The sequence below is a fragment of the Pseudoalteromonas sp. Z1A8 genome, assembly GCF_011378855.1.
In the GTDB taxonomy this organism is placed as follows: domain Bacteria; phylum Pseudomonadota; class Gammaproteobacteria; order Enterobacterales; family Alteromonadaceae; genus Pseudoalteromonas.
Genome location: NZ_WTLB01000051.1, coordinates 1 through 21,097 on the forward strand (window position 1 = coordinate 1; position 21,097 = coordinate 21,097).

Annotated in this window: 18 protein-coding genes and 1 pseudogene; 7 read left to right on the plus strand and 12 right to left on the minus strand. The window is 39.6% G+C overall.

The genetic code is table 11. The features are described from left to right. Together GQR55_RS16460 and GQR55_RS16465 are read right to left on the minus strand one after the other, a co-directional pair. Positions 1-278 (minus strand): annotated as a pseudogene (locus GQR55_RS16460) (IS4 family transposase); the annotation flags it as partial. A gap of 686 nt (positions 279-964) precedes the next feature. Continuing rightward, complete coding sequence (locus tag GQR55_RS16465; RefSeq protein WP_166421449.1) at positions 965-2,566, minus strand: isocitrate lyase; 1,602 nt, start codon at positions 2,564-2,566, stop codon at positions 965-967. A gap of 239 nt (positions 2,567-2,805) precedes the next feature. Between GQR55_RS16465 and GQR55_RS16470 the strand changes: the two genes are divergently transcribed. Then, positions 2,806-4,995 (plus strand): malate synthase G, encoded by a 2,190-nt coding sequence (locus GQR55_RS16470; RefSeq protein WP_166421450.1) that lies wholly within the window; start codon positions 2,806-2,808, stop codon positions 4,993-4,995. 200 nt (positions 4,996-5,195) lie between these two features. Here GQR55_RS16470 and GQR55_RS16475 read toward each other — a convergent pair whose 3' ends face one another. The 4 genes from GQR55_RS16475 to GQR55_RS16490 form a co-directional block, all read right to left on the minus strand. Next, positions 5,196-5,921, minus strand: coding sequence for a YebC/PmpR family DNA-binding transcriptional regulator (locus GQR55_RS16475; protein WP_002959197.1), 726 nt, complete (start codon positions 5,919-5,921; stop codon positions 5,196-5,198). A gap of 133 nt (positions 5,922-6,054) precedes the next feature. Next, positions 6,055-6,672, minus strand: coding sequence for an HAD family hydrolase (locus tag GQR55_RS16480; RefSeq protein WP_166421451.1), 618 nt, complete (start codon positions 6,670-6,672; stop codon positions 6,055-6,057). 319 nt (positions 6,673-6,991) lie between these two features. Continuing rightward, positions 6,992-7,486, minus strand: coding sequence for a DUF6702 family protein (locus GQR55_RS16485; RefSeq protein ID WP_166421452.1), 495 nt, complete (start codon positions 7,484-7,486; stop codon positions 6,992-6,994). Further along, positions 7,486-9,933, minus strand: coding sequence for a M1 family metallopeptidase (locus GQR55_RS16490; protein ID WP_166421453.1), 2,448 nt, complete (start codon positions 9,931-9,933; stop codon positions 7,486-7,488). The genes GQR55_RS16485 and GQR55_RS16490 overlap by 1 nt, the downstream gene beginning before the upstream one ends. A gap of 294 nt (positions 9,934-10,227) precedes the next feature. Between GQR55_RS16490 and GQR55_RS16495 the strand changes: the two genes are divergently transcribed. From GQR55_RS16495 to GQR55_RS16515, 5 genes are all read left to right on the plus strand, one after another. Beyond that, positions 10,228-10,464 carry a hypothetical protein gene (locus GQR55_RS16495; RefSeq protein ID WP_166421454.1) on the plus strand — a complete coding sequence of 79 codons (237 nt, stop codon included), beginning with the start codon at positions 10,228-10,230 and terminating at the stop codon, positions 10,462-10,464. A gap of 134 nt (positions 10,465-10,598) precedes the next feature. Further along, positions 10,599-10,835 carry a hypothetical protein gene (locus GQR55_RS16500; RefSeq protein ID WP_002959190.1) on the plus strand — a complete coding sequence of 79 codons (237 nt, stop codon included), beginning with the start codon at positions 10,599-10,601 and terminating at the stop codon, positions 10,833-10,835. A 78-nt stretch (positions 10,836-10,913) separates the two neighbouring features. Continuing rightward, positions 10,914-12,161, plus strand: a complete 1,248-nt coding sequence (locus tag GQR55_RS16505; RefSeq protein ID WP_166421455.1) for an exonuclease SbcCD subunit D C-terminal domain-containing protein — start codon at positions 10,914-10,916, stop codon at positions 12,159-12,161. Next, positions 12,158-15,808, plus strand: a complete 3,651-nt coding sequence (locus tag GQR55_RS16510) for an AAA family ATPase (RefSeq protein ID WP_166421456.1) — start codon at positions 12,158-12,160, stop codon at positions 15,806-15,808. The genes GQR55_RS16505 and GQR55_RS16510 overlap by 4 nt, the downstream gene beginning before the upstream one ends. Positions 15,809-15,826: 18 nt before the next feature. Beyond that, on the plus strand, positions 15,827-16,483 hold the full coding sequence (locus tag GQR55_RS16515; protein WP_166421457.1) for a class I SAM-dependent methyltransferase: 657 nt from the start codon (positions 15,827-15,829) through the stop codon (positions 16,481-16,483). 9 nt (positions 16,484-16,492) lie between these two features. On the opposite strand, the gene GQR55_RS16520 is transcribed toward GQR55_RS16515, so the two are convergent. Together GQR55_RS16520 and GQR55_RS16525 are read right to left on the minus strand one after the other, a co-directional pair. Then, a complete protein-coding gene (locus tag GQR55_RS16520; protein ID WP_165727911.1) occupies positions 16,493-16,663 on the minus strand; it encodes a hypothetical protein in 171 nt (56 codons plus the stop codon). Between the two features lie 99 nt (positions 16,664-16,762). Next, positions 16,763-17,368 (minus strand): short chain dehydrogenase, encoded by a 606-nt coding sequence (locus GQR55_RS16525; RefSeq protein WP_165727910.1) that lies wholly within the window; start codon positions 17,366-17,368, stop codon positions 16,763-16,765. 151 nt (positions 17,369-17,519) lie between these two features. Here GQR55_RS16525 and GQR55_RS16530 point away from each other — a divergent pair, with 151 nt between their 5' ends. After that, a complete protein-coding gene (locus tag GQR55_RS16530; protein ID WP_166421458.1) occupies positions 17,520-18,401 on the plus strand; it encodes a LysR family transcriptional regulator in 882 nt (293 codons plus the stop codon). Between the two features lie 172 nt (positions 18,402-18,573). Here GQR55_RS16530 and GQR55_RS16535 read toward each other — a convergent pair whose 3' ends face one another. The 4 genes from GQR55_RS16535 to GQR55_RS16550 all read right to left on the minus strand — a co-directional run bounded on the left by GQR55_RS16535 (position 18,574) and on the right by GQR55_RS16550 (position 21,011). Next, positions 18,574-18,966 carry an ACT domain-containing protein gene (locus tag GQR55_RS16535; RefSeq protein ID WP_165741054.1) on the minus strand — a complete coding sequence of 131 codons (393 nt, stop codon included), beginning with the start codon at positions 18,964-18,966 and terminating at the stop codon, positions 18,574-18,576. 371 nt (positions 18,967-19,337) lie between these two features. Then, positions 19,338-19,895, minus strand: coding sequence for a sugar O-acetyltransferase (locus GQR55_RS16540; protein WP_166421459.1), 558 nt, complete (start codon positions 19,893-19,895; stop codon positions 19,338-19,340). Positions 19,896-19,993: 98 nt separating this feature from the next. Continuing rightward, positions 19,994-20,554, minus strand: coding sequence for a hypothetical protein (locus GQR55_RS16545; protein ID WP_166421460.1), 561 nt, complete (start codon positions 20,552-20,554; stop codon positions 19,994-19,996). Between the two features lies 1 nt (position 20,555). Continuing rightward, positions 20,556-21,011: a YaiI/YqxD family protein gene (locus tag GQR55_RS16550; RefSeq protein ID WP_166421461.1), complete on the minus strand. Its 456-nt coding sequence runs from the start codon at positions 21,009-21,011 to the stop codon at positions 20,556-20,558. Positions 21,012-21,097: the final 86 nt, after the last annotated feature.

Genomic DNA, 21,097 nt, shown 5'->3' on the forward strand with positions numbered 1-21,097 from the left:
TGCTGCCATTCATTTAACGCCACATCAACCAGTGATTTCATCAATAGGCTGAATTCAGGCTTACTCAGTTGATTGTGAAACGGTTTATATTGAACATCAGTTTCCGTCAACTTCACAAAATAACGATGTAAATCTGTCACGGTGCTTACCGATTTATCGCCTAGAGCTGTTATTAACGACATGACTAATTCGAAAGGTTTTATTATTCGTTTACGGCTACAAAAACGGCTTGTTTTACCTATTTCGTTAATATTAAAATCGTTAAGCACTTTCGTTATTTAGTTTAACTCAGTATTATGTTTATTCATGCTCTGCCTTTGGGATAGATAGTGGTTTGGCGATTACTATCAGATCAAATTCAGAGCATGTTTTCAAGTTTTATTCCTTAAGATCCAACCTATGAACAGACCCTAAACTCTATGTATAAAATTTATAGTTTAAATAAAAGCCACTTCAAATAAGTGGCTTTTATATTTACCGCTATAGTATTCAAACTGTAAACCCCCTTTACACTTCTGTGACAGTTAAATATCGGACTTAGCTAAAGCTTCAGTTAGTAAAATTTCGGTTTATAGCCTTTTTTGTAACTTGAGTTGGTAAAATATCGGTTTGAGTCACTGTTTATACCCTCTCAGTTAGTAAAATTTTGTTTTATAGCAACGAGAAGTTAGTAAAAAATCGGTTTATAAATTTCCTCTGTTTGTCTATTAAAGCAAAAATCAGTCACTTATCCGCTTTTTTTAGTTGCTGTAAACGCTATTTACAGCAAAATCACCTAAAAAAGGTCGTTTTATGAAAGGTTAGTTAAACTCTGATCTGTAAATTTACTCAGGTAGTTAAATCGTGATCCAACATGATTAGGTTAGTTAAAGTCTGATCTGTAATTATGCTTCAATGTTCTAACTTTATTTAAAACAATAAAAAAGGGCCTATTGGCCCTTGAGTAACACTATCTAGTTAGGAATTAAAATTGGTTCATGGTGTTATCTTCACCACCGGCTTTTAGCGCGTTATCACCAGAGAAGTATTCTTTGTGTGTATCGCCCATGTTAGAACCCGCTAAATCTTGGTGCTTAACAGATGCCTGCTCACGGCGAATCTCTTGGCGTTGTACATCACGAACGTACGCCAGCATACCCATGTCGCCAAAGTAACCTTCCGATAAAATATCAGTGCTTAGCGCTGTTGTATGATACGTAGGCAAGGTTATTAAGTGATGAAAAATACCTGCTTCACGTGCGCCATCGCGCTGGAAGTTTTGTACTAGTAAATCGGCTGCTTGCGCAAGCTCTGTTGCATCCATTTCTGGAGCCATAAGGCCTTTATTGTCGCCAAGGCTTGGGTAAGCACTTAAGTCACGGCCAGCTTCTTGCCATTCTTGATATACTTGCTCACGAAACTTAAGCGTCCAGTTAAACGAAGGCGAGTTGTTGTATACCAGTTTTGCATTTGGCACGTGTTCTTTAACACGATTTACCAGCTCTGCGATTTGTTTAACGTGTGGTTTTTCTGTTTCAATCCACAGTAAATCAGCGCCCGACTGCAAGCTTGTAATACAATCTAGTACTACGCGGTCTTTTTCAGTGCCTTCGCGGAACTGAAATAAACCGTTATCTAGGCGAGTTGGTTTACATAACTGGCCATTAATTCTCATTGCCGTGTCGCCTTCATTTAAGTCATCAACACCGTTAATTGGCGTGGTTTCTAAAAATGCGTTGTATTGGCTTGCTAAATCACCAGGTGTTTGCGACACAGGTACTTTTTGAGTAAGGCTGGCACCTAATGAATCTGTGCGTGCCACAATAATACCGTTATCAATACCGAGTTCTAAAAAAGCGTAACGTACTGCATTGATTTTTGCTAAAAAGTCTTCGTGCGGTACTGTAACTTTACCCGCTTGGTGACCACATTGTTTAGCGTCAGACACTTGGTTTTCTATTTGAATGGCACACGCACCGGCTTCAATCATTTTTTTAGCGAGTAAATAAGTTGCTTCTTCGTTACCAAAACCAGCGTCAATATCAGCAATAATTGGCACAACATGGGTTTCAAAGTTGTCTATTTTATCAATAACCGCTTGAACGTCACCTCCATTGGCTTTTGCTTCATCTAGGTCGTTAAATAAGTGGTCTAGTTCGCGTGCATCAGCTTGCTTTAAAAACGTATAAATTTCTTCAATTAATGCAGGAACCGACGTTTTTTCGTGCATGCTTTGATCTGGCAGCGGTCCAAATGCAGAGCGAAGCGCTGCAACCATCCAGCCACTTAAGTACACATAGCTGCGTTTAGTTGTTTTTTGGTGGCGCTTAATAGCCATCATCATTTGTTGGGCAGTAAAACCATGCCAACAGCCTAATGATTGCGTGTACTGGCTTGTGTCTGCGTCATATGCAGCCATATCTTCACGCATTACGTCTGCTGTGTATTGCGCAATTTCAATCCCAGTACGAAAGCGGTTTTGTAAACGCATACGGCTTGCGTATTCAGGGTTAATAGCTTTCCATGGACTGCCTTGAGATTGGCAAAGAGTAGAAAGAGTGTCTGTTTCGCGTTGATATGTTGTCATAATAAAATCCTTCGAACGAGTGTGTAAATTATTTTAATGTTGTGAGAGTGGCTAGGAGTGTGTTCCGTAGCGCTTGATTCAACATTAGGCTCATTTTTTAGATTTAGTAAATTTATAGTTATTATTGCGGCTATACATTTTGTGAATGGCTAAAAAGCACTCAACATTGCTTTTTTGAGTTATTGTTGCCTTAACGCACAAGCACACAACAACATCGCGACCGTTTAAGGAAGGCAATTATGTCCCACACTCTCACACATTCAGGACTCAGCGTAGACACACAACTTGCTGATTTCGTTAAAAACCAATTACTCCCTGGCACGCATTTGAGTGAGCAGCAGTTTTGGCAAAACTTTGCACATATAGTGCAAACACTTACCCCTACAAACAAAGCGCTGCTTGAAAAGCGAGAACTGCTTCAAAAGCAAATAGATGACTATCATCTAGCTAACAAAACGTGGGATAGCGCTAAATACTATGCCTTTTTGCAAGATATTGGTTATTTAGTAGAAGAGCCTGCCAACTTTGAGATTGAAACTCAAAATGTAGAACCCGAGGTAGCGCTTACTGCAGGACCTCAGTTGGTTGTGCCTGTAAGTAACGCACGCTTTGCACTTAATGCCGCTAACGCACGTTGGGGTTCGTTATACGACGCTTTATATGGCACTGATGTGTTAAGCGAGGACGACGGCGCCGAAAAAGGCACTACCTACAACCCAGTACGTGGCTTTAAAGTAATGGCCTACGCTCGTCAGTTTTTAGATAAAGCATTGCCGTTGACTAATGGCTCGCACATTGAAAGCACTAATTACTCAGTAGTAAATGGCGCACTTTTAATTACGTTGCGTGATAGCTCTCAAACCACATTAGCTAATCCATCTCAGCTTATTGGCTACCAAGGTGAAGCACAAAACCCAACCGTAGTGTTATTAAAAAACAATGATTTACACATAGAGCTCCATATCGATCACCATCACATTATTGGCCAAGCAGATAAAGCAGGCTTAAAAGATGTAGTGTTAGAGGCCGCTCTTACAACCATTATGGATTGTGAAGATTCTGTAGCTGCGGTAGATGCAGAAGATAAAGTACAAGTTTATAAAAATTGGCTTGGTTTGATGCAAGGTAACCTAGTTGAATCGTTTAAAAAAGGCGATAAAACCGTAGAACGTACCCTACAAAGTGATAAAACATACACCGCACTCGATGGTGGCACAGTTACTTTAAAAGGCCGCAGCATGATGTTTGTTAGAAACGTTGGCCATTTAATGACGAATCCAGCGATTACCGACGTGTATAATCAACCGGTATTTGAAGGCATTATGGATGCGATGTTTACTGCAACGGCTGCCTTGCACGACCTAAACAAAAAAACTGGTATAAAAAATACCAGCGCGCAAAGTATTAATATAGTAAAACCAAAAATGCACGGCCCTGAAGAAGTGGCGTTTACTAACACTTTATTTAGCTTAGTAGAGGAAGCGCTAAGCTTACCTAAAAACACGCTTAAAATGGGTATTATGGATGAAGAACGCCGTACATCTGTAAACCTAAAAGCCTGTATTCATGCAGCTAAAGAGCGTGTGGTATTTATTAACACCGGATTTTTAGATAGAACCGGCGATGAAATTCATACCTCTATGCAAGCGGGTGTTGTACTTCCAAAAGCACAGATTAAACAGCAACCATGGATAAGCGCATATGAGGAGCGCAATGTCGATATTGGCCTTGCTTGTGGCTTAAGTCATAAAGCACAAATAGGTAAAGGCATGTGGCCAATGCCAGATAAAATGGCATTAATGATGGAGCAAAAACTAGCGCATCCTAAATCAGGTGCTAATACAGCATGGGTGCCCTCCCCTACAGCCGCTACCCTGCATGCAATGCATTATCACGATGTAAACGTATTTACTGAGCAGCAAAGTATTGCTAAACGCACTATTGCAAGCCTTAATGATTTGCTTACACCGCCATTAATGGCAGACCCTAAAACGCTTTCAAAAGAAGATATTCAAAGTGAGCTTGAAAACAATGCACAAGGTATTTTAGGTTACGTTGTACGTTGGATTGATCAAGGCGTAGGCTGCTCGAAAGTACCCGACATTAACCATATTGGGCTAATGGAAGATAGAGCCACACTGCGTATTTCAAGCCAGCATATGGCTAATTGGTTGCTAAATGGCGTGTGCTCAAAGGCGCAAATAGAATCAACAATGGCTAAAATGGCCAAAGTGGTTGATGGTCAAAACGAGCACGACACTGCGTATACACCCATGGCAACAAGTGAAGAAACATTGGTTAACAGCATTGCCTATCAAGCTGCACTTGCACTGGTTTTAGAGGGCGTAACCCAACCGAGTGGTTACACTGAACCACTACTACATAGCTACCGTATAAAATATAAAGCACAAAAAACGAATACACTTTAACTGCTTAACTAACGTTCAAATTAAGTACTAAACCAGCTTTTAAGCTGGTTTTTTATCGTCTGGAATTAAAAAAGCAGCGCTTTTATAGCATTTTAAAGGTATATAGATAATACACATGAATACCTAACATTTATTCAAACGTAAAAAAGCGTATTTTGCTTACACAAAACACGCTTTTTTAGTGTTTTTAGGACTTTACTCTAATTTTTTACAATAGCATTGTGATAAATATTTTGTACATCGTCACAATCTTCAAGCATATTTATAAACTTATCAAAGTTAGCAATTACTTCTTCGTCTTCAATTTCAATATTAACTTGAGGAATAAACGTAATTTCGTCTACTTCAAAGTTAATGCCTTCAAATGCGTCTTCAAGGGCCGTTTTAGCTTTAAAGTATTCTGTTGGCGGTGCAAATACCGATATTTTACCGTCCTCGGCTTCAACATCGCTGACATCTACATCAGCCATCATTAGCGCTTCTAGCACAACTTCGTCGTCATCGCCTGCAAAGCCAAGTACTGCATAATGATCAAACATATGTGCTACGCAGCCAGGTGTACCAATTTTAGAGTCTGTTTTAGTAAAGGGTAAGCGTACATCTTTGATAGTACGGTTTGGATTGTCAGTTAAACAATCAACAATAACCATGCAGTTACCAGGGCCATAGCCTTCATAACGGGCAACAGAGTAATCTTCCCCTGCGCCACCGGCTGCTTTTTCAATTGCTTTTTCGATAACATGCGCCGGAACTTGGTCTTTTTTAGCTTTTTCGATTAGACGGCGTAGTGTTTGATTTACTTCGGGATCGGGATCGCCACTTTTTGCAGCAACGTAAATCTCTTTACCATACTTTGAGTTTACTTTTGTTTTTGCATTGGCTGTTTTGATCATAGAACTTTGACGAACTACAAATGCTCTGCCCATTTTGTGCCCCTAATGAATACGTTACGTTTTGCAGTATTTTACCAATTCAAAACGTATTGGGCTAGGAACAAACGTTATTTTGTAATTTAAATAACGTAGCACTTATTATTAAATAAATTTAATAGCGCGCTATTTAACATAACTCTATTTTTTTAGAGTAACTCTCAACCAATGTCACTAATTCAACAAAGTTATGTAAAACGTAATCTGCTTGATCGGCGTAGGCTGGTGTTGACTCAGGAGCATATAAACACGCTCGCATGTTTGCATTATGCGCAGCTTGAATATCGTAAAGGTAATCGCCTACATAAAGTAAATTTCTGGCGTTAATGTTCCAAAGTGTAGCAATAGCATTTAAAGCGCTCGGGTCGGGTTTTGCAGGTGCATCGCTTCGCGTTAAAACCGTGCTGATAGGGAGTGGATTATTTTGTAATTTAATTGCCGCTGCTTTATCAAAGTTTCGAGTAACAATTGCCATGGGGATATTTTTGGCTTTTAAAGCATGAATAGCTTCACTCACGCCGGGTAAAATAGTGGCATGTTGAGCGTCTATTAATTCGTGTTGGTGAACTATATTCATTGCCTCTTCACGCATATACGGTGAGGGCAACTGAGCAATATAATCAAGTAAATCTTGCTCGCAAGGGCAACCTATTTGGGCCTTAATTAATGCAAAATCTAATTCTGATGAAACCAATGTCCCATCTAAATCAAAAATTACTCCAAAAATAGCCTCAACCTGAGTAGTCATATCATTCCCTGAATTTAGTTATTACTAAATGAAATTTAAACATAAAATTCTCTACTGCTTATGCCCTAGGCCGGTAAATACAAAGGGATAAATGAAACTAACTATATTTAAATATTAATACGCACCATTATTAATCTATTGATAACACAGTAATTTAAGTGCCTGATATATCATGCGCAAAAAAAGGTAAATATACAAATTGAACTACCAATTTTTACGTAAATTTACAAATAACAGATCAAATATGAACGCAGTTTAAACGTATGAAGAAAACGCGCACATAAACTGCTGTGCGCGTCGGTTGGGGAAGTTTTAACTATTAATTTTGCTCAAAGCGGGCTTCGAGCCAAGTATCATCTTGGGTAAAGTTTAGGGTTTTAATCTTACCTTTGCCCTCAACGTTTACCATATTTACCTGAGATGGCCATAAATCACGAAGTGCGCCATTACTCATTTTAATTCCTTCAATGTTTTCAGGAATTGGTGCTTCTTGGTAAACCCAAAAAAACTTACCATCAACTTGTGCCCCTACAAAGCTAAGCGCTAAAGGCTCACCACTTAGTGTTTGTAGAGCAACATGCGATTCAACATACTTAGCAAAACGAAGCTGATCGGCTTTATTATTAATAATATCGATTTTGCCTTTAAATAGTGTACCTACGGCATGTTCGGTATCGTGTAAATAAAAGCGATGCATTAATTCAACATTATGCGTACGTTTATTAAAAAGCACGGTTGTAACTGACGACTTTAGTTGATGCGCCATACTTGGCGCAGCAACTAAAAGGCAAACAATAATAAGCAAAAAGCGCATTATTGCTGCTCCTCACCGTCATCCTTTTCGTCTTTTTTATCATCAGTTTTAAGTTCAGTTTTAATATCTTGCATGATATCGCGACTTACTTTAGCTTTACTCTTTTCCTTTTTGTACACTTCTATACGTGAAGGAATAATACGACGAGGGTAGTTATTATTCTCTACATCTACGTCAGCTGTTTCCCAACCTGGATCAACAGTTACTGATACAAGCGGCTTGTTTTTATCGGTAACAATTAGCTTTTGAACATTTTTATAATTACGACGCCAAATTTCAGCAGGAATATAACGCTCTTCTTTAGTGCCATCTTCATACGTTAGTTCTAATAAAATAGGCATTACCAAACCACCTAGGTTTGAAAATTCCATAACGTAGTAGTTTTTATCTTCACTTACTGCACGGTCAAGCGTTTTACGCTCCCACGGCTCTAAGCCTTTTAAAAACTTATTGTACGAGTTACGTTCTTTATTGGTTACAGTAAAGCGGTCGTTTTCGTCATAAAAGTCGGTAACATCAGTATTTTGCTCAACCCATGTTTTTTTACCTTCTGCACGGTTACGCTCAACAAATAATGACGTAGGCTTGTCTGCTTCAATGTCGCGTAAACGGTTGTAGTCAATATCAGGGTTTTTAGTGTCTAAACGTAGTTGATATACTTTATCTAACGAGATATCTACATGGTCTGTGGTGTAAAACCAGCCACGCCAAAACCAATCTAAATCAACACCAGAGGCTTCTTCCATGGTACGGAAAAAATCAGCTGGGGTAGGGCGCTTGTATTTCCAGCGCTGAGCATACTCTTTAAATGCAAAGTCGAATAAGTCACGACCTAAAATTACTTCACGTAAAATATTAAGTGCGGCTGCAGGTTTAGTATAAGCATTAGGCCCTAAACGTAATACGCTGTCTGACTGAGTCATAACAGGTACTTGGTTTTCAGACTTCATGTAGCTTACGATATCGCGAGGTTCAACACCCCAAGGAATAGTTGGATCCCATTCACGACCAGCAACGCCATCTAAAAAGCTATTTAAGCCTTCATCCATCCACGTCCATTGGCGTTCATCTGAGTTAACAATCATTGGGAAGTAAAAATGTCCCACTTCATGAATAACTACGCCAAGTAAAAAGCGTTTTTCAGCTTGAGAATAAGTACGAGTACCATCGTCTTGTAACTTAGTACGTGGGCCGTTAAAGGTAATCATTGGGTATTCCATACCGCCAACAGGGCCATTTACCGATTGCGCAGTTGGGTATGGGTAGTCAAAAGAGTACTTAGAGTACACTTCCATTGTATGTACTACCGCTTCAGTTGAGTACTTCTCCCATAAATCGCCCCCTTCTTTAGGGAAGAACGACATTGCCATTACTAATGGACGAACATCACCACCTTGCTGATAACCTTTTGCATCCCACATAAACTTACGAGACGACGCCCACGCAAAGTCGCGTACGTTTTGGGCTTTAAAGTGCCACGTTTTAGTTTTGTCAGTGCCTTCTTTTTCGTTTTCTAGCGCTTCTTCTGCGTTAACAATAAACACAGGGCGTTTAGATGTTTCAGCTTGCTTTAAACGTTTACGCTGAGTACTAGTAAGTACTTTGCTTGGGTTATCAAGCTTACCAGTAGCCGATACAATGTGATCAGCAGGAACAGTAATTTCTACATCGTAATCGCCAAATTCAAGTGTAAATTCACCAGAACCTAAAAACGGCTTGTTTGTCCATGCTTCGTAATCGGTATAAGCCGCTAAACGAGGAAACCACTGAGCAATTAAGAATATGTCATTGCCATCTTCTTCAAAGTGCTCATAACCAGAACGTGCACCCACTGCATCTTCTTCAACAATGTTGAAGGCAAAGTTCATGCTAAATTCGACTTCTTTACCTGGTTTTAATGGCTCGTTTAAATCAATGCGCATTAGGGTATCAACTACAGTTACACGTAGCTCTTTACCATCGTCATCTTTTACGCCACTAATTGTATAACCCAGTTCGTTGTCGCTCATAAATTGCTGACGACGTAATTCGCCTAAACTTAATTTAGCGGGCTTTTGAGCTGGTAAGCTTTCTAAAGTGCTTTTAAACGTTTTAGTTGTTTCGGCAATTGAGTCACTTTTAAAAATATTTTGGTCTAACTGCAACCATAAATATTTAAGCGTATGTGGAGAGTTATTTTTGTATTCGATGTTTTGGCTACCGGTAATACGGTGCTTTTTTTCATCTAGCTTTACATCAATATCGTAATTAACTTGTTGCTGCCAGTATTTTTCACCTGGTTCGCCAGCGGCACTACGATAAACGTTTGGAGTTGGCAGTGCTTCGTCTAATTGACGAAATTTATCAACAAAAGAACCTTTTGTTTGCTCAACCGAAGACGCCATAGCTGCACTCGATATTGCCAATGGCAACACTAAAGCACTTAGCGTAAGACCTATTTTTTTCATTGTTAGTCCTAATATAATTTTGTGAGCGTACTTTGACAAAAATATCGGCAAGCTTCAATAAATTAGCGACCAAATACCGTATTTTTAGGGTGATGTTCACTTCGTTTTTTAGGTTAAAAAGTACAATTAATTTGTAACAAAATACGAATGGATAAAAACTGTAAAGGGGGTTTACAAACAGCAATTCGATTTAAAGTGTCAAAACAGGAACAAGCTCTTGAATTTAGGGTTTTCAGGCCTAATTCATAGTAATAGCTTAAATTAAAAGTAAGTCGCAATTTGTAGGGGCACGATATGAAATTTTACATTGTAAAAAAAGATCATCAGCTCGAAGCAATTCCTGCTAAAAAAGCATTACTTGAGCGCTATCAAGCAAACCATTACTCCTATGTAAATGTGGTATCGGGTTGTAATAAGCAAGATGCGCTTAAACGCCTATCTACTGAGCAAAAACACAGTAAAAAGTGGCTATTAATTGGCGCAAATATTGCTGTGTTTTCAGTAATATTAACTATTTGTACGATAAATTAAAAATAGTGCATTTTTAGGTTGATCTTTAGTGCCGTTTATATTTAAAATCGCCAACCTTTTTATTTGAGGCAAATAAATTCGTCACATTTATCCTCAAATTAATATCGATTACTAGCAAGAAATGCGGTGGGCTTATGGATTTTTACATCCTAAAAAAACAACAAGAACTAATTGCGATTCCAGCAAGTGAGAATAACTGTAAGCAGTATCTCGATTCGGGTTATTTTTATATCGATAAAGTAGCAGCGTGCAACGAAACTAATGCATTAAAGGCGCTACACGCAAAACAAACTAAAACGTTAAAAATTCCATTATTAATGGCACTTTTAGCATTACCGGTTGTTTTTTCAGCTTGGTACAGTTTAACCTAACGTAATGCATGCCTTAGGCTTGCATCTTTAACAGCCTTGGGTATATTGGCGCTCTTACGGTTTTATTAAGAGCGCGACATGAAAGTCCTCCACACCTCAGATTGGCACCTTGGCCAACAATTTTACGAACACGATCGCCGTGTTGAACACCAAGCTTTTTTTACCTGGTTATTAGCCACTCTTGTTGAACAACAAATAGATTTACTTTTAGTTGCTGGCGACATTTATCATACAGCGACACCAAGCGCTAGCGCCGAAAATCAGCTTTATCAATTTATTAAAGATGCCAAAAAAGCATGCCCACTATTACACGTAGTGATTATTGCGGGTAACCACGACTCTGCAAATCGTATTTTGGCAGCTCAGCCATTACTAGCCCAGTTTGATACTCACGTAGTAGGGCGCTTTGATGTCGCAACACCCGATGAAACTGTTATTACCATAAATACTAATGGTAAACGCGCTGTAATCGTCGCTATGCCATTTTTACGCGCAAGCGATGTAAGTTCACTTAGCCAAACGGAAAGCGGCTCTAGCTATGCACAAGGCGTTGCAAAAGCTTACGAACTTGCACTAGATCAAGCTGTTAATATAAATGAGCAAAACTCACCATTAATAGTTATGGGGCACTTACACGCTAAAGGCGGAGATATATCAAGTAATTCTGAGCGTAACTTAGTAATAGGCGGCGAAGAGTCTATTTCAGCTAATGTATTTGGTAAACAAGCTAACTATGTTGCCCTTGGGCATTTACACAAAGCGCAACAAGTTGCTAAAAGCGATGTTATTCGCTACAGCGGCACACCCATTCCAATGTCGTTTTCAGAGCGTAACTACACCCACCAAATAAATATTGTTGAGTTTATTACTGATGAAAAACAACACATTAGTACAACTGTAAACCCCCTTTACATTCCGCGCTCTGCCGATGTAATTGTTTTACCAAAAGGGGAGTGCGTACCATTAAGTGAACTGTGCGAGCAAATTAAAGCACTCGACACATCACAAAATACAGTAGCGCCTTATTTACGTGTAAAGCTTAAATCAAGCGATACCGACACCACCTTCAGAGAGCAAATAGAACAAGCGCTTGAAGGCAAGCATATTAAATTTTGTGGTATTGAACGCGTACGCGAGCAATTAGCTAACAATGACGACAACACCGTATTTGAAGATTTAAGCGAGGTTGAAATGCTTAACCCACTTAATTTATTAGAACAAGCATTCGCAAACGATAAAGACATGGCAGGGCAAAGCGTACCCGATGAGCTAAAAACACTTTTAAGTGACGTGATAAACGAGCTAACGGAGCAAGAACAACTATGAAAATAACCGCAGTTCGTATTCATAACTTAGCCTCAATTGTTGACGCTGAAATAGACTTTACTAAAGCCCCATTAAAAGACGCGGGTTTATTTGCCATTACAGGCGATACCGGCGCAGGTAAAAGTACCTTTTTAGATGCGATATGCTTAGCGCTTTATACAAAAACAGCACGGCTACGTGGCGATAAAGGTAATTTAATAGAGTTTAACGGCGACAGCATTAAGCTAAATGATGCGCGAAACTTACTGCGCAGAGGTACATGGGAAGGCTACGCCGAGGTTGACTTTTTAGGGCAAGATAAACAGCTTTATCGTGCGCGCTATACAATTTCACGCACCCATAAAAAAGTAACAGGCAAACTTAAAGTAGCAGAGCACACTTTAGTAACCCTACCAGACGAAACCCTAATAGCAGACAAAAGCCACACAATAAAAGAAGTCGAGAGTAAAATAGGGCTTAACTTTGAGCAGTTCTCCCGTGCCGTACTTTTAGCGCAACATGAGTTTGCTGCGTTTTTAAAAGCCACTGGCGATGAGCGAGCGCAACTTTTAGAGTGCTTAACAGGCACCGATAAGTTTAGCCGTATTGGCGTGCGTATTTTTGAACGCCATAAAGAGCAAGTAGCAAAGCTTGAAGCGCTTAAAGCAGGCCTTGAAAGCTATACCTTATTAACAAGCGAAGAGCTTGAGTTACAACAAACCAAGTTAGCCGATTTAAAAACGCAAACCGAACACACTAAAAAAGAGCTGACCAAAACAGAAAAAGCACTTAGCTGGTATCAGCAAGCTACAGTGCTTGAGCAAAACTTACTGCAAGCACAGCAAACGCAGCAACAAGCAAGTTCAGCGCTTGAAAGTATCGTTGAGCAAAGCGAGCAGGCAAAACAAGCTAAACAAGCGCTTGAAATAAAAGATAACCGCAGCCGTTTTAGTTTGTTAACAGATCAAAACACGGTGCTAAATGAGCAAATTACAACGCTTAAAAGTGTTGATCATTTAGCGGTAATTAATGAGTGTAGTACTGCGCTGACCAAACATACCGAGCAGCTTAATAACGCCAATGAGCAAAAACAAAATGCAGCGCCCGTTATCGCTAAAGCGCGCGAGCTCGACAGCAACATTGCTTTGCAAAGCCAAAGTATAAAAGGTACTGAGTCACAAATAGCTAAAGAGAAAACGCAACTTGATGAACTCAATCAGCAGTTAAAGCAAAGCAGTAACGAGTTAGAACTCGCTAATACCGACTCTACAAAAAGCCAGCAATGGCTTAATGAGCATGAGCAGCTGCATGTTTTAGCAAAAGATTGGAGCTATTATAAGCAAAGCTTTACTACTTACTTAAGTGCACAGCAGCAATTAGCCGCAAACGTTACGCAAAGCCAAACTCTTAATAGCGAGCTTGCAGGTCAGAACGATCTTTTAAATGCGCAAAATAATAAAGTGCAGCAATGCGAGGTGGCACTTAGTGGCGAGCAATCAACTTTACAGGCATTAAATACTAAGCTTAATGAATTTAATGCAGAGCACTGCGACGCGCAGCTAAAAAGTATTGATTACTTAAAAGAGCAGCGAGAGCGCTACGGGCAATTTAACGCAGAACTAAAACAAAGCACTCACCGCCAACAAGTACTTAATCAGCAGTTAAATGAAAGCCAGCAAGCCCATGCTTTACTTAATCAGCATTTAATAACCAGCGAGCAAGCGCTTAAAGGTAGCGAGTACGCACTTAACCAAGCGCGCTTAAGAGCCAGCGAAAACGTAGAACATTTACGCACAGAGCTTCGCTCTAATGAGCCTTGCATGGTATGCGGCGCTACTGAGCACCCGTATGCGGTAAATCAAAATCAGCAATTAAATAACTTAATTACTGATTTTGAAAATGCTTTTAATATAGCTAAAAAGCAATTTGACCATGCACAAAGCGAGCTGCATAAGCACCAAACTCAATATGCCGTATTAACTGCTGAACACGGACAACTTGAGCAAATAATACAAACAGCAAAAGCCAAACAGCTCGACATTAAAAATACCATGCAAGGCGCACGTACCGAGCTTAACGACTTAACGCCTGATCAGCTTGAGGTCACTTATAAGCAGTTAACGGAGCAAAAAGCGCAATACTTTGAGCAGCAAAAACGCCAACGTACACTGCAAACTAAAGTAAATGAGCTACAAGCAGCACTTAAAGCAGAGCAGCAAGCACAGCAGCAGCTTAGTAATAAACACCTTGAGCTTACACATAAGCAAAACCAGTTAACGAGTAAGCATAGCGAGCTAAGTGCGCAAATTAACGAGCTTGGTACAACGCTTAATAATCAATTTGAAAACAGTGATTTTTGGCAGCAACTACAAGCCAATACGCTTGAGCTTACCCAATTGCATGAGCAAGTTACGCAGTATCAGCAAACTCAAACGCAGCTTGATCAAAGCCAAAAACGTCAAGGCACTGCTAATGAGCAAATAAAGCAGCTCACACCGCTTATAAGTAACAACGAGCAATCGTTAAAAGTACTTAATGAAGAGTTTGTAAAAGCTAAAGAGCTATTAGACGCTGTACAAAGTGAGCGCTCAGCTTTATTTAATAATGAGCAAATAAGTGCAGACGACTACCAAGCAAAACTTACAAGTGCGCAAGAGCAACTGCAATTGCTGGTTCAAGCCAGTCAAAAAGCATATGACGACGCTATAAAACAACGAGATGAGCACGCCATAACGCTTAAAAATGTTGAGCAACGCTTGCTTGAAAACAACCAAGAGCTAGCAACGCTTGAGGCACGTTATAACCAGTGGTTTACTGACTTTAAAGCGCAATATAGCAATGCGACGCACGAACAGGTCAAAATTTTACTAACACTTAGTAGCGATGTTATTAAAGCGCATTTAAATCAGCACGAGCAGTTAACTCAAGCGCTAACCGATGCAAATGCCGCATTAAAACAGCAGCAACTTACGCTTGAAAAACACAACAGTAGCGATAAACCAACGCAAAGCGCGGAGGCTTTAAGTACGCAACTAAGCAGCTTAAACGAGCAACAAGCACAGCTGCAAAGTTCATTACTGGCAACCAATACTGCCATTGAGCAACATAACCAAAACGCAAAGGCGCTTGAAGGCAAACAAGCTGAACTTACAACGCTTAAAACGCAGGTTGAGCAGTGGCACTTACTTAATAAGGTAATTGGAGATAAAGAAGGTAAAAAAATGCGTAACTTAGCGCAAACACAAACGCTAAGAATATTACTGCACTACGCTAACAGCCATTTAAAAACACTCAACAAGCGCTACGAATTAACGGCAATAGCACAAACGCTCGACATTGCGATTATTGACCGCGACATGGCCGACGAGCAACGCTCTGTTAATACGCTCTCGGGCGGTGAGTCATTTTTAGTATCACTAGCGCTTGCACTTGGCTTAGCATCGCTTTCGTCAAACAAAGTACAAATCAATTCTTTGTTTATTGACGAAGGGTTTGGTACGTTAGATAGCGAAACCCTCAGCATTGCAATGGACGCTCTTGATTCATTACAAGCACAAGGTAGAAAAGTAGGCGTTATATCGCACGTAACACAAATGAGCGAGCGCGTAGCCACTCAAGTGCATGTAGCCAAAAAGCCAGGTGGATATTCCACAGTTGAAGTTATATAGCTATTAGGGAGTTTAAAAATGCCAACATTTACAGGCGAACAAGCAACACAATACGATAGCCGCATTACTCGTTTAGTCCCAGGTTATGAGTTATTACACCAACTAACTAGCGCACAGCTACAAGCAACGCTAAGCGACAATGCACATGTTTTAGTAGTAGGGGCAGGCACAGGTAAAGAAGTGCTCGCACTGGCTGCATTAAACCCAACATGGCAATTTACCGCGCAAGATACATCAGCCGATATGCTAGCAATTGCAAAGCAGCAATTTGACGAGCAGGGCATAACTAGTCGCGTAACGATTCACAATGGTCCTGTTGATAAATTATCAGTTAAAGCTGATGCCATTTTATGTTTATTAGTCATGCATTTTGTACAAGACAATGGCGATAAAAAGCAGCTATTAAAAACAATGAAGGGCAATCTTAAAAAAGATGCACTCCTTTATATTGCTGATTTAATGCGCCCTGAAACGACGTTTGAGCGCGAAGCTCAACTTACCACGTGTGCGCAATTAGGTTTAACCGAAACCGGTAAAACACAAATGGGACACGATTTAGAAAATGAGTTTTACCCACTCGATAGAATGCGCTTTAGCGAGCTGCTAAATGAGTGCAAATTTGGTATTCCAAAGCTGTATTTTAAAGCGCTAGGTTTTAGTGGGTATGTAGTTTAATTTATCGATCTATTTAGAAGAATGTGGCTTACACCACTGAACTGTGTGCTTATGGCGCGGTATTGTTTTACATTCTTTATTAGAGTCGGCACCTGGCTCGCTAGCATATTGCGAGCTTGGCGCTACATTGGCACAACCTGCAGCCAATAATATAGCAAATACGGGTATTAATTTTTTCATCTCATCACCTATTAAAATATGTTTTAAAGCGCTTTGCAGTTACTGTAAATACAAAGCGCTTATTAGTTTGCTAGCATCTCTCACCAATATGGCGGGTAGTTATGCATCTACAAAAATAACTTCGCCAGTAATAAAGCCATCAACCGAACGCTCAAACGCTTTACCTACAAGCTTGCCTGGCACTGGTTGAAAACCTGGCATCATCTCGCCGTATACGTCCCATGCTTCTTCAAGTACGGTAGGGTTAACCACATTAATACGTGTGCCACGTGGCATTTCAAGTGATACGCATTTTGCAAACGTATCTATTGCGCCGCTAGTTGTTGCATCAGCAATCGCAAACGGAATAGGTTTAACGTTTAAAATACCGCTAATTAGCGTAAATGAACCGCTATCGGCAATGTACTTTTGACCAATGCGTACAAGGTTAATTTGCCCCATCATTTTGCTCATAATAGTGCTCATCCACTGGGCTTCGCTCATATCTGCAAACGTTTCGTACTCACATAAACCTACGGTATTAACTACGGCATCAAAATGGCCTACTTTTTCATACAGCTCAGTAATTGATTGCTCGCTGGTAATATCAACAATATGATCCACATCGCCCGAACGACCCGCTGTAATTACTTTATGCTTAGATAAACCGGTTAATGCCGCTTGACCCATTTTTCCTAGTGCGCCTATTAATATTACTGTTTTCATTGTTTGCTCCAATCATTTGTTCACTTTAGTGTGTAGGAGCATAGTAAGGGAGTATTTTAACAATTAGAAACAACCCTTTTATGTAAGAGATACAAGATAATTTGGTTATGTGATAAGTTAAATATTATTACTAAATAACACTGGCAGCAGCATGAGCAAGTTAGACCGATTAGATATAAAACAATTGCGTATTTTCCAAGCGCTCATTCGCGAGAAGAACGCCTCAAAAGCAGCGAGTAAATTGGGCTTAACCCAACAAGCAGTGAGTGAGCAACTAAAAAAGTTACGCGATGTGTTTGACGACCAGCTGTTTTTGAGAAAAACCACTGGCTTTGTGCCTACACCTTATGCAGAGGAGTTGTCGGTAGACATAGACAAACTCCTAAACGACTTTCAGGCATTATTAGCACCTAAAATATTTGACCCAAAAACAGTTAATGATGAGTTTGTAATAGCCGCTACCGACTACGCACAGCAAGTCGTTTTGCCAGCATTGGTTAAAGTACTCCGGGCACAAGCGCCAAATTTAAAGCTTATAATAAGAGACTTCGAGATAGACAGCCTGCACGATTTAATGGAAAACGGCAAAGTAAACCTTGCTATTGCATTTCCTGACTATATCCCAAGTACTTATCCCATTATTAAATTGTTTGAAGAGCAACATATTTGTGTTACCTCGCCGAATTCATCAATAGCAGGAACTAAGCCAAGCCTTGCTGAAATCGCCAGTTATCCAAGTATTATTGCCTCGCCTTCGCGTCCAAATTTTAAAGGGTCTATTGACGATTGGTTTAAAAGCTTTGATTTAACGCGTAACGTAGTGGTGTCGGCACCGTGTTTTTCTATTGTGCCGATGTACCTAGAAACAACCGACTCTATCGCATTTTTACCCTCACGCGCAGTAAGCTCAGAGCTAGTAAAAATAGAGCTGCTACAGTTACCCGCGCCGTTTGACGTAATAGCCGCATGGCATCCGCGCTACAATAAAAACCCGCTTCATAAATGGGTAGTATCAAAATTGGTGGTTGAGTGATTTGAGAGTTATTATTTGTAATAAAAAATAAAGCGGTTTTAATAAAGCGGTTTTAATAAAGCTTTTAATAAAGCTTTTAATACAAGAGCATTATGAAACGTAGGTCGGTTAAGTGAAGCGCCACCCGACGCTCCAATATTCATATCAATCAGATTGTTGCTTCACCAGCAACCTAACCAATCTCTCCAAGTGCTTTCATTGCAGCTTGTGCTTTATCTGTTTGTACAAAAATATGGTCGTGATAAAACGCAGCTACCACATTAGCGCTAATGCCATGCTCAGTGAGCTTTGCAGATACCGCAGCGGTTAACCCTACGGCCTCTAAGCTTGAATGTACGTTAAGAGTAATTAAATTATATTTACTCTCAAAGGTAATACCTGCTTTATCGGCGGTTTCAGCTTTTAAAATAAGGGTTAGCCCTTCCTCTTCAACGTAAGTGGCAAGTGGGTCTAAATGAACATAATCAGCAAGCTTTCCTGCCAAACAACAAAAAATATACTCGCCTTGCTTAAGCTCTGGCTGCATTGATTTTAATAATTGGTTTAACTCTAAAATTCCGGCCATGGTCGCTCTTATTAACCTAATTCAATTCAAATAAGTAAGTCTATTTTCAAACTGTTTTTTAATTAAATTACTATCTCGTTTAACTATTATTTTTTCGACAATATCCCAAACACCGATCAAATTTTAAGGCTCTATTGGCGATTGGTTTAAGCTTATACCATTCCAATAAATAGCAGATCTATTTTACTTGCTAAAACAACCCATTTCTTTGTTGTCAATTTCGCAAAGGGAACAACCATTTACATCAATTTACGCCTAGAACTGAATTGTTTTTTCGGCGTAAAATTTAGATCACATACTTAATGGAATTGGTATTAAATACTATAAAAGGAGTAAGTTTAAAGAGTCGCTTAGTTTTTAAGTTGAGCAAATTAACTTTCAATCATTTTTATTATTTTTGCAGGATTCCCACCTATAACAACGTTATCGCCAAACGATTTTGTAACAACAGCACCCGATGCAACAACTACATTATTACCTAAAGTAACGCCTGGATTTATGACTGCATGACCACCAATCCAACAATCATTTCCTATTGTTATTGTTTTTGCATATTCGAGCCCACTTCTTCTATCAATTGGGTTTATAGGGTGTGTAGCGGTATAAATTCCAACCTGTGGTGCAATAAAGCAATTGTTACCAATATTAACTTCCGCAGCGTCTAAAATAACGCAGCCAAAATTAGCATAAAAATTTTCACCTACATGAATATTTGACCCATAATCACAATTAAATGATGACTCTACATGAACTTGTTTTCCTGTTGAGCCAAATAACGCATGTATAATTTGAGCTCTTTCACCCAAATTAATAACGCTTGTTTGATTTAGCGCCTCCGTTTTTAAGCTAGCTTTTAATCGTAATTCAATAAGCTCAGGGTCACTTGGGTCATAATACTGACCAGATAGCATTTTTTCTTTTTCTGTCATAATTTAAAATCCAAATAATATATTTTATATAAGTGGCAGATTCAGCTTTTAAGCTAAGCACCACTACCTTTGTTTAATACGTGTGCATTTAGGTACTTTTAACTATTTTTTAGTTTTGCAACTAGCTCGCTAAGCCTAGCTATTTTTATATTACTTAGCTGCCTGTAATCAAAATACGGGCATACTATAATGTTGTTGGCTGTATCTATTGCAAATTCGTCGTCGAGCCACTCAAATTGAGCATTAAGCTTACCTTGTTGGAGTAAGCTTTTAGCGTGCGTACGACCTGCGATTATATGTAGTTGGTTTTTATTATTCGAAGCTTTATCTGTACAAGTAACAGTAATATTAGGCGCGCTAAATAACAGGGCCGTTTTACTATTCTTTTGCAGTAAAAACTCATCGCGATATTGCTGCCAAGTAGACGCTTGTTTAGCAAATGAGTAATGCTCACTTGGTAGAGCAAACAATACTTTGGCGTACACGTTAAACACTTTGCGCCAACCATTACCACAGTGCTGGTTTATGGTATTTATTTGCTCATTTATAACCGGTTCAAGGCATTGAAGTGTTTCAAAAAACGGCATTGGTGGCGCTTTTGCTACGTACACTGCCACGCTAAATTGCGTATCGCCTAAGCCAACTAATTGTGTGTTCAAGTTAGTTAGCCTTGTTTTTCGCTAAAATACGATCGAGATTATTAGCAAAATTTTGACGGTCGGTTTGACTAAGTGGAGGCGGCCCACCACTCATTTCTACGCCACTTGAGCGCATGGTATCCATAAAGTCGCGTACGTTAAGTATTGAGCGAATATTCTCCGTGGTGTAAAGCTCGCCACGCGGGTTGAGCGCCTGCCCACCGTTATCAATTACTTCACTCGCCAGCGGTATATCGCCAGTAATCACTAAATCGCCTTTTTCAATACGTTTCACTATTTCATCATCGGCTACATCAAAGCCTGACGATACTTGAACGCGACTTATGTATTTTGACGGCGGAATACGCATTGCGTGATTAGCCACTAAAATAGTCTCGATTTTCATACGCTCTGCCGCTCTAAAAAGTATTTCTTTTATAACGACAGGACACGCGTCTGCATCTACCCAAATTTTCATGCTATGGTCATTCTTATTGCTTTAGAATTAAGACGATCCTATAGCAAATTTTATTCTTGTGAAATAGTATAAATTACATAATCGAA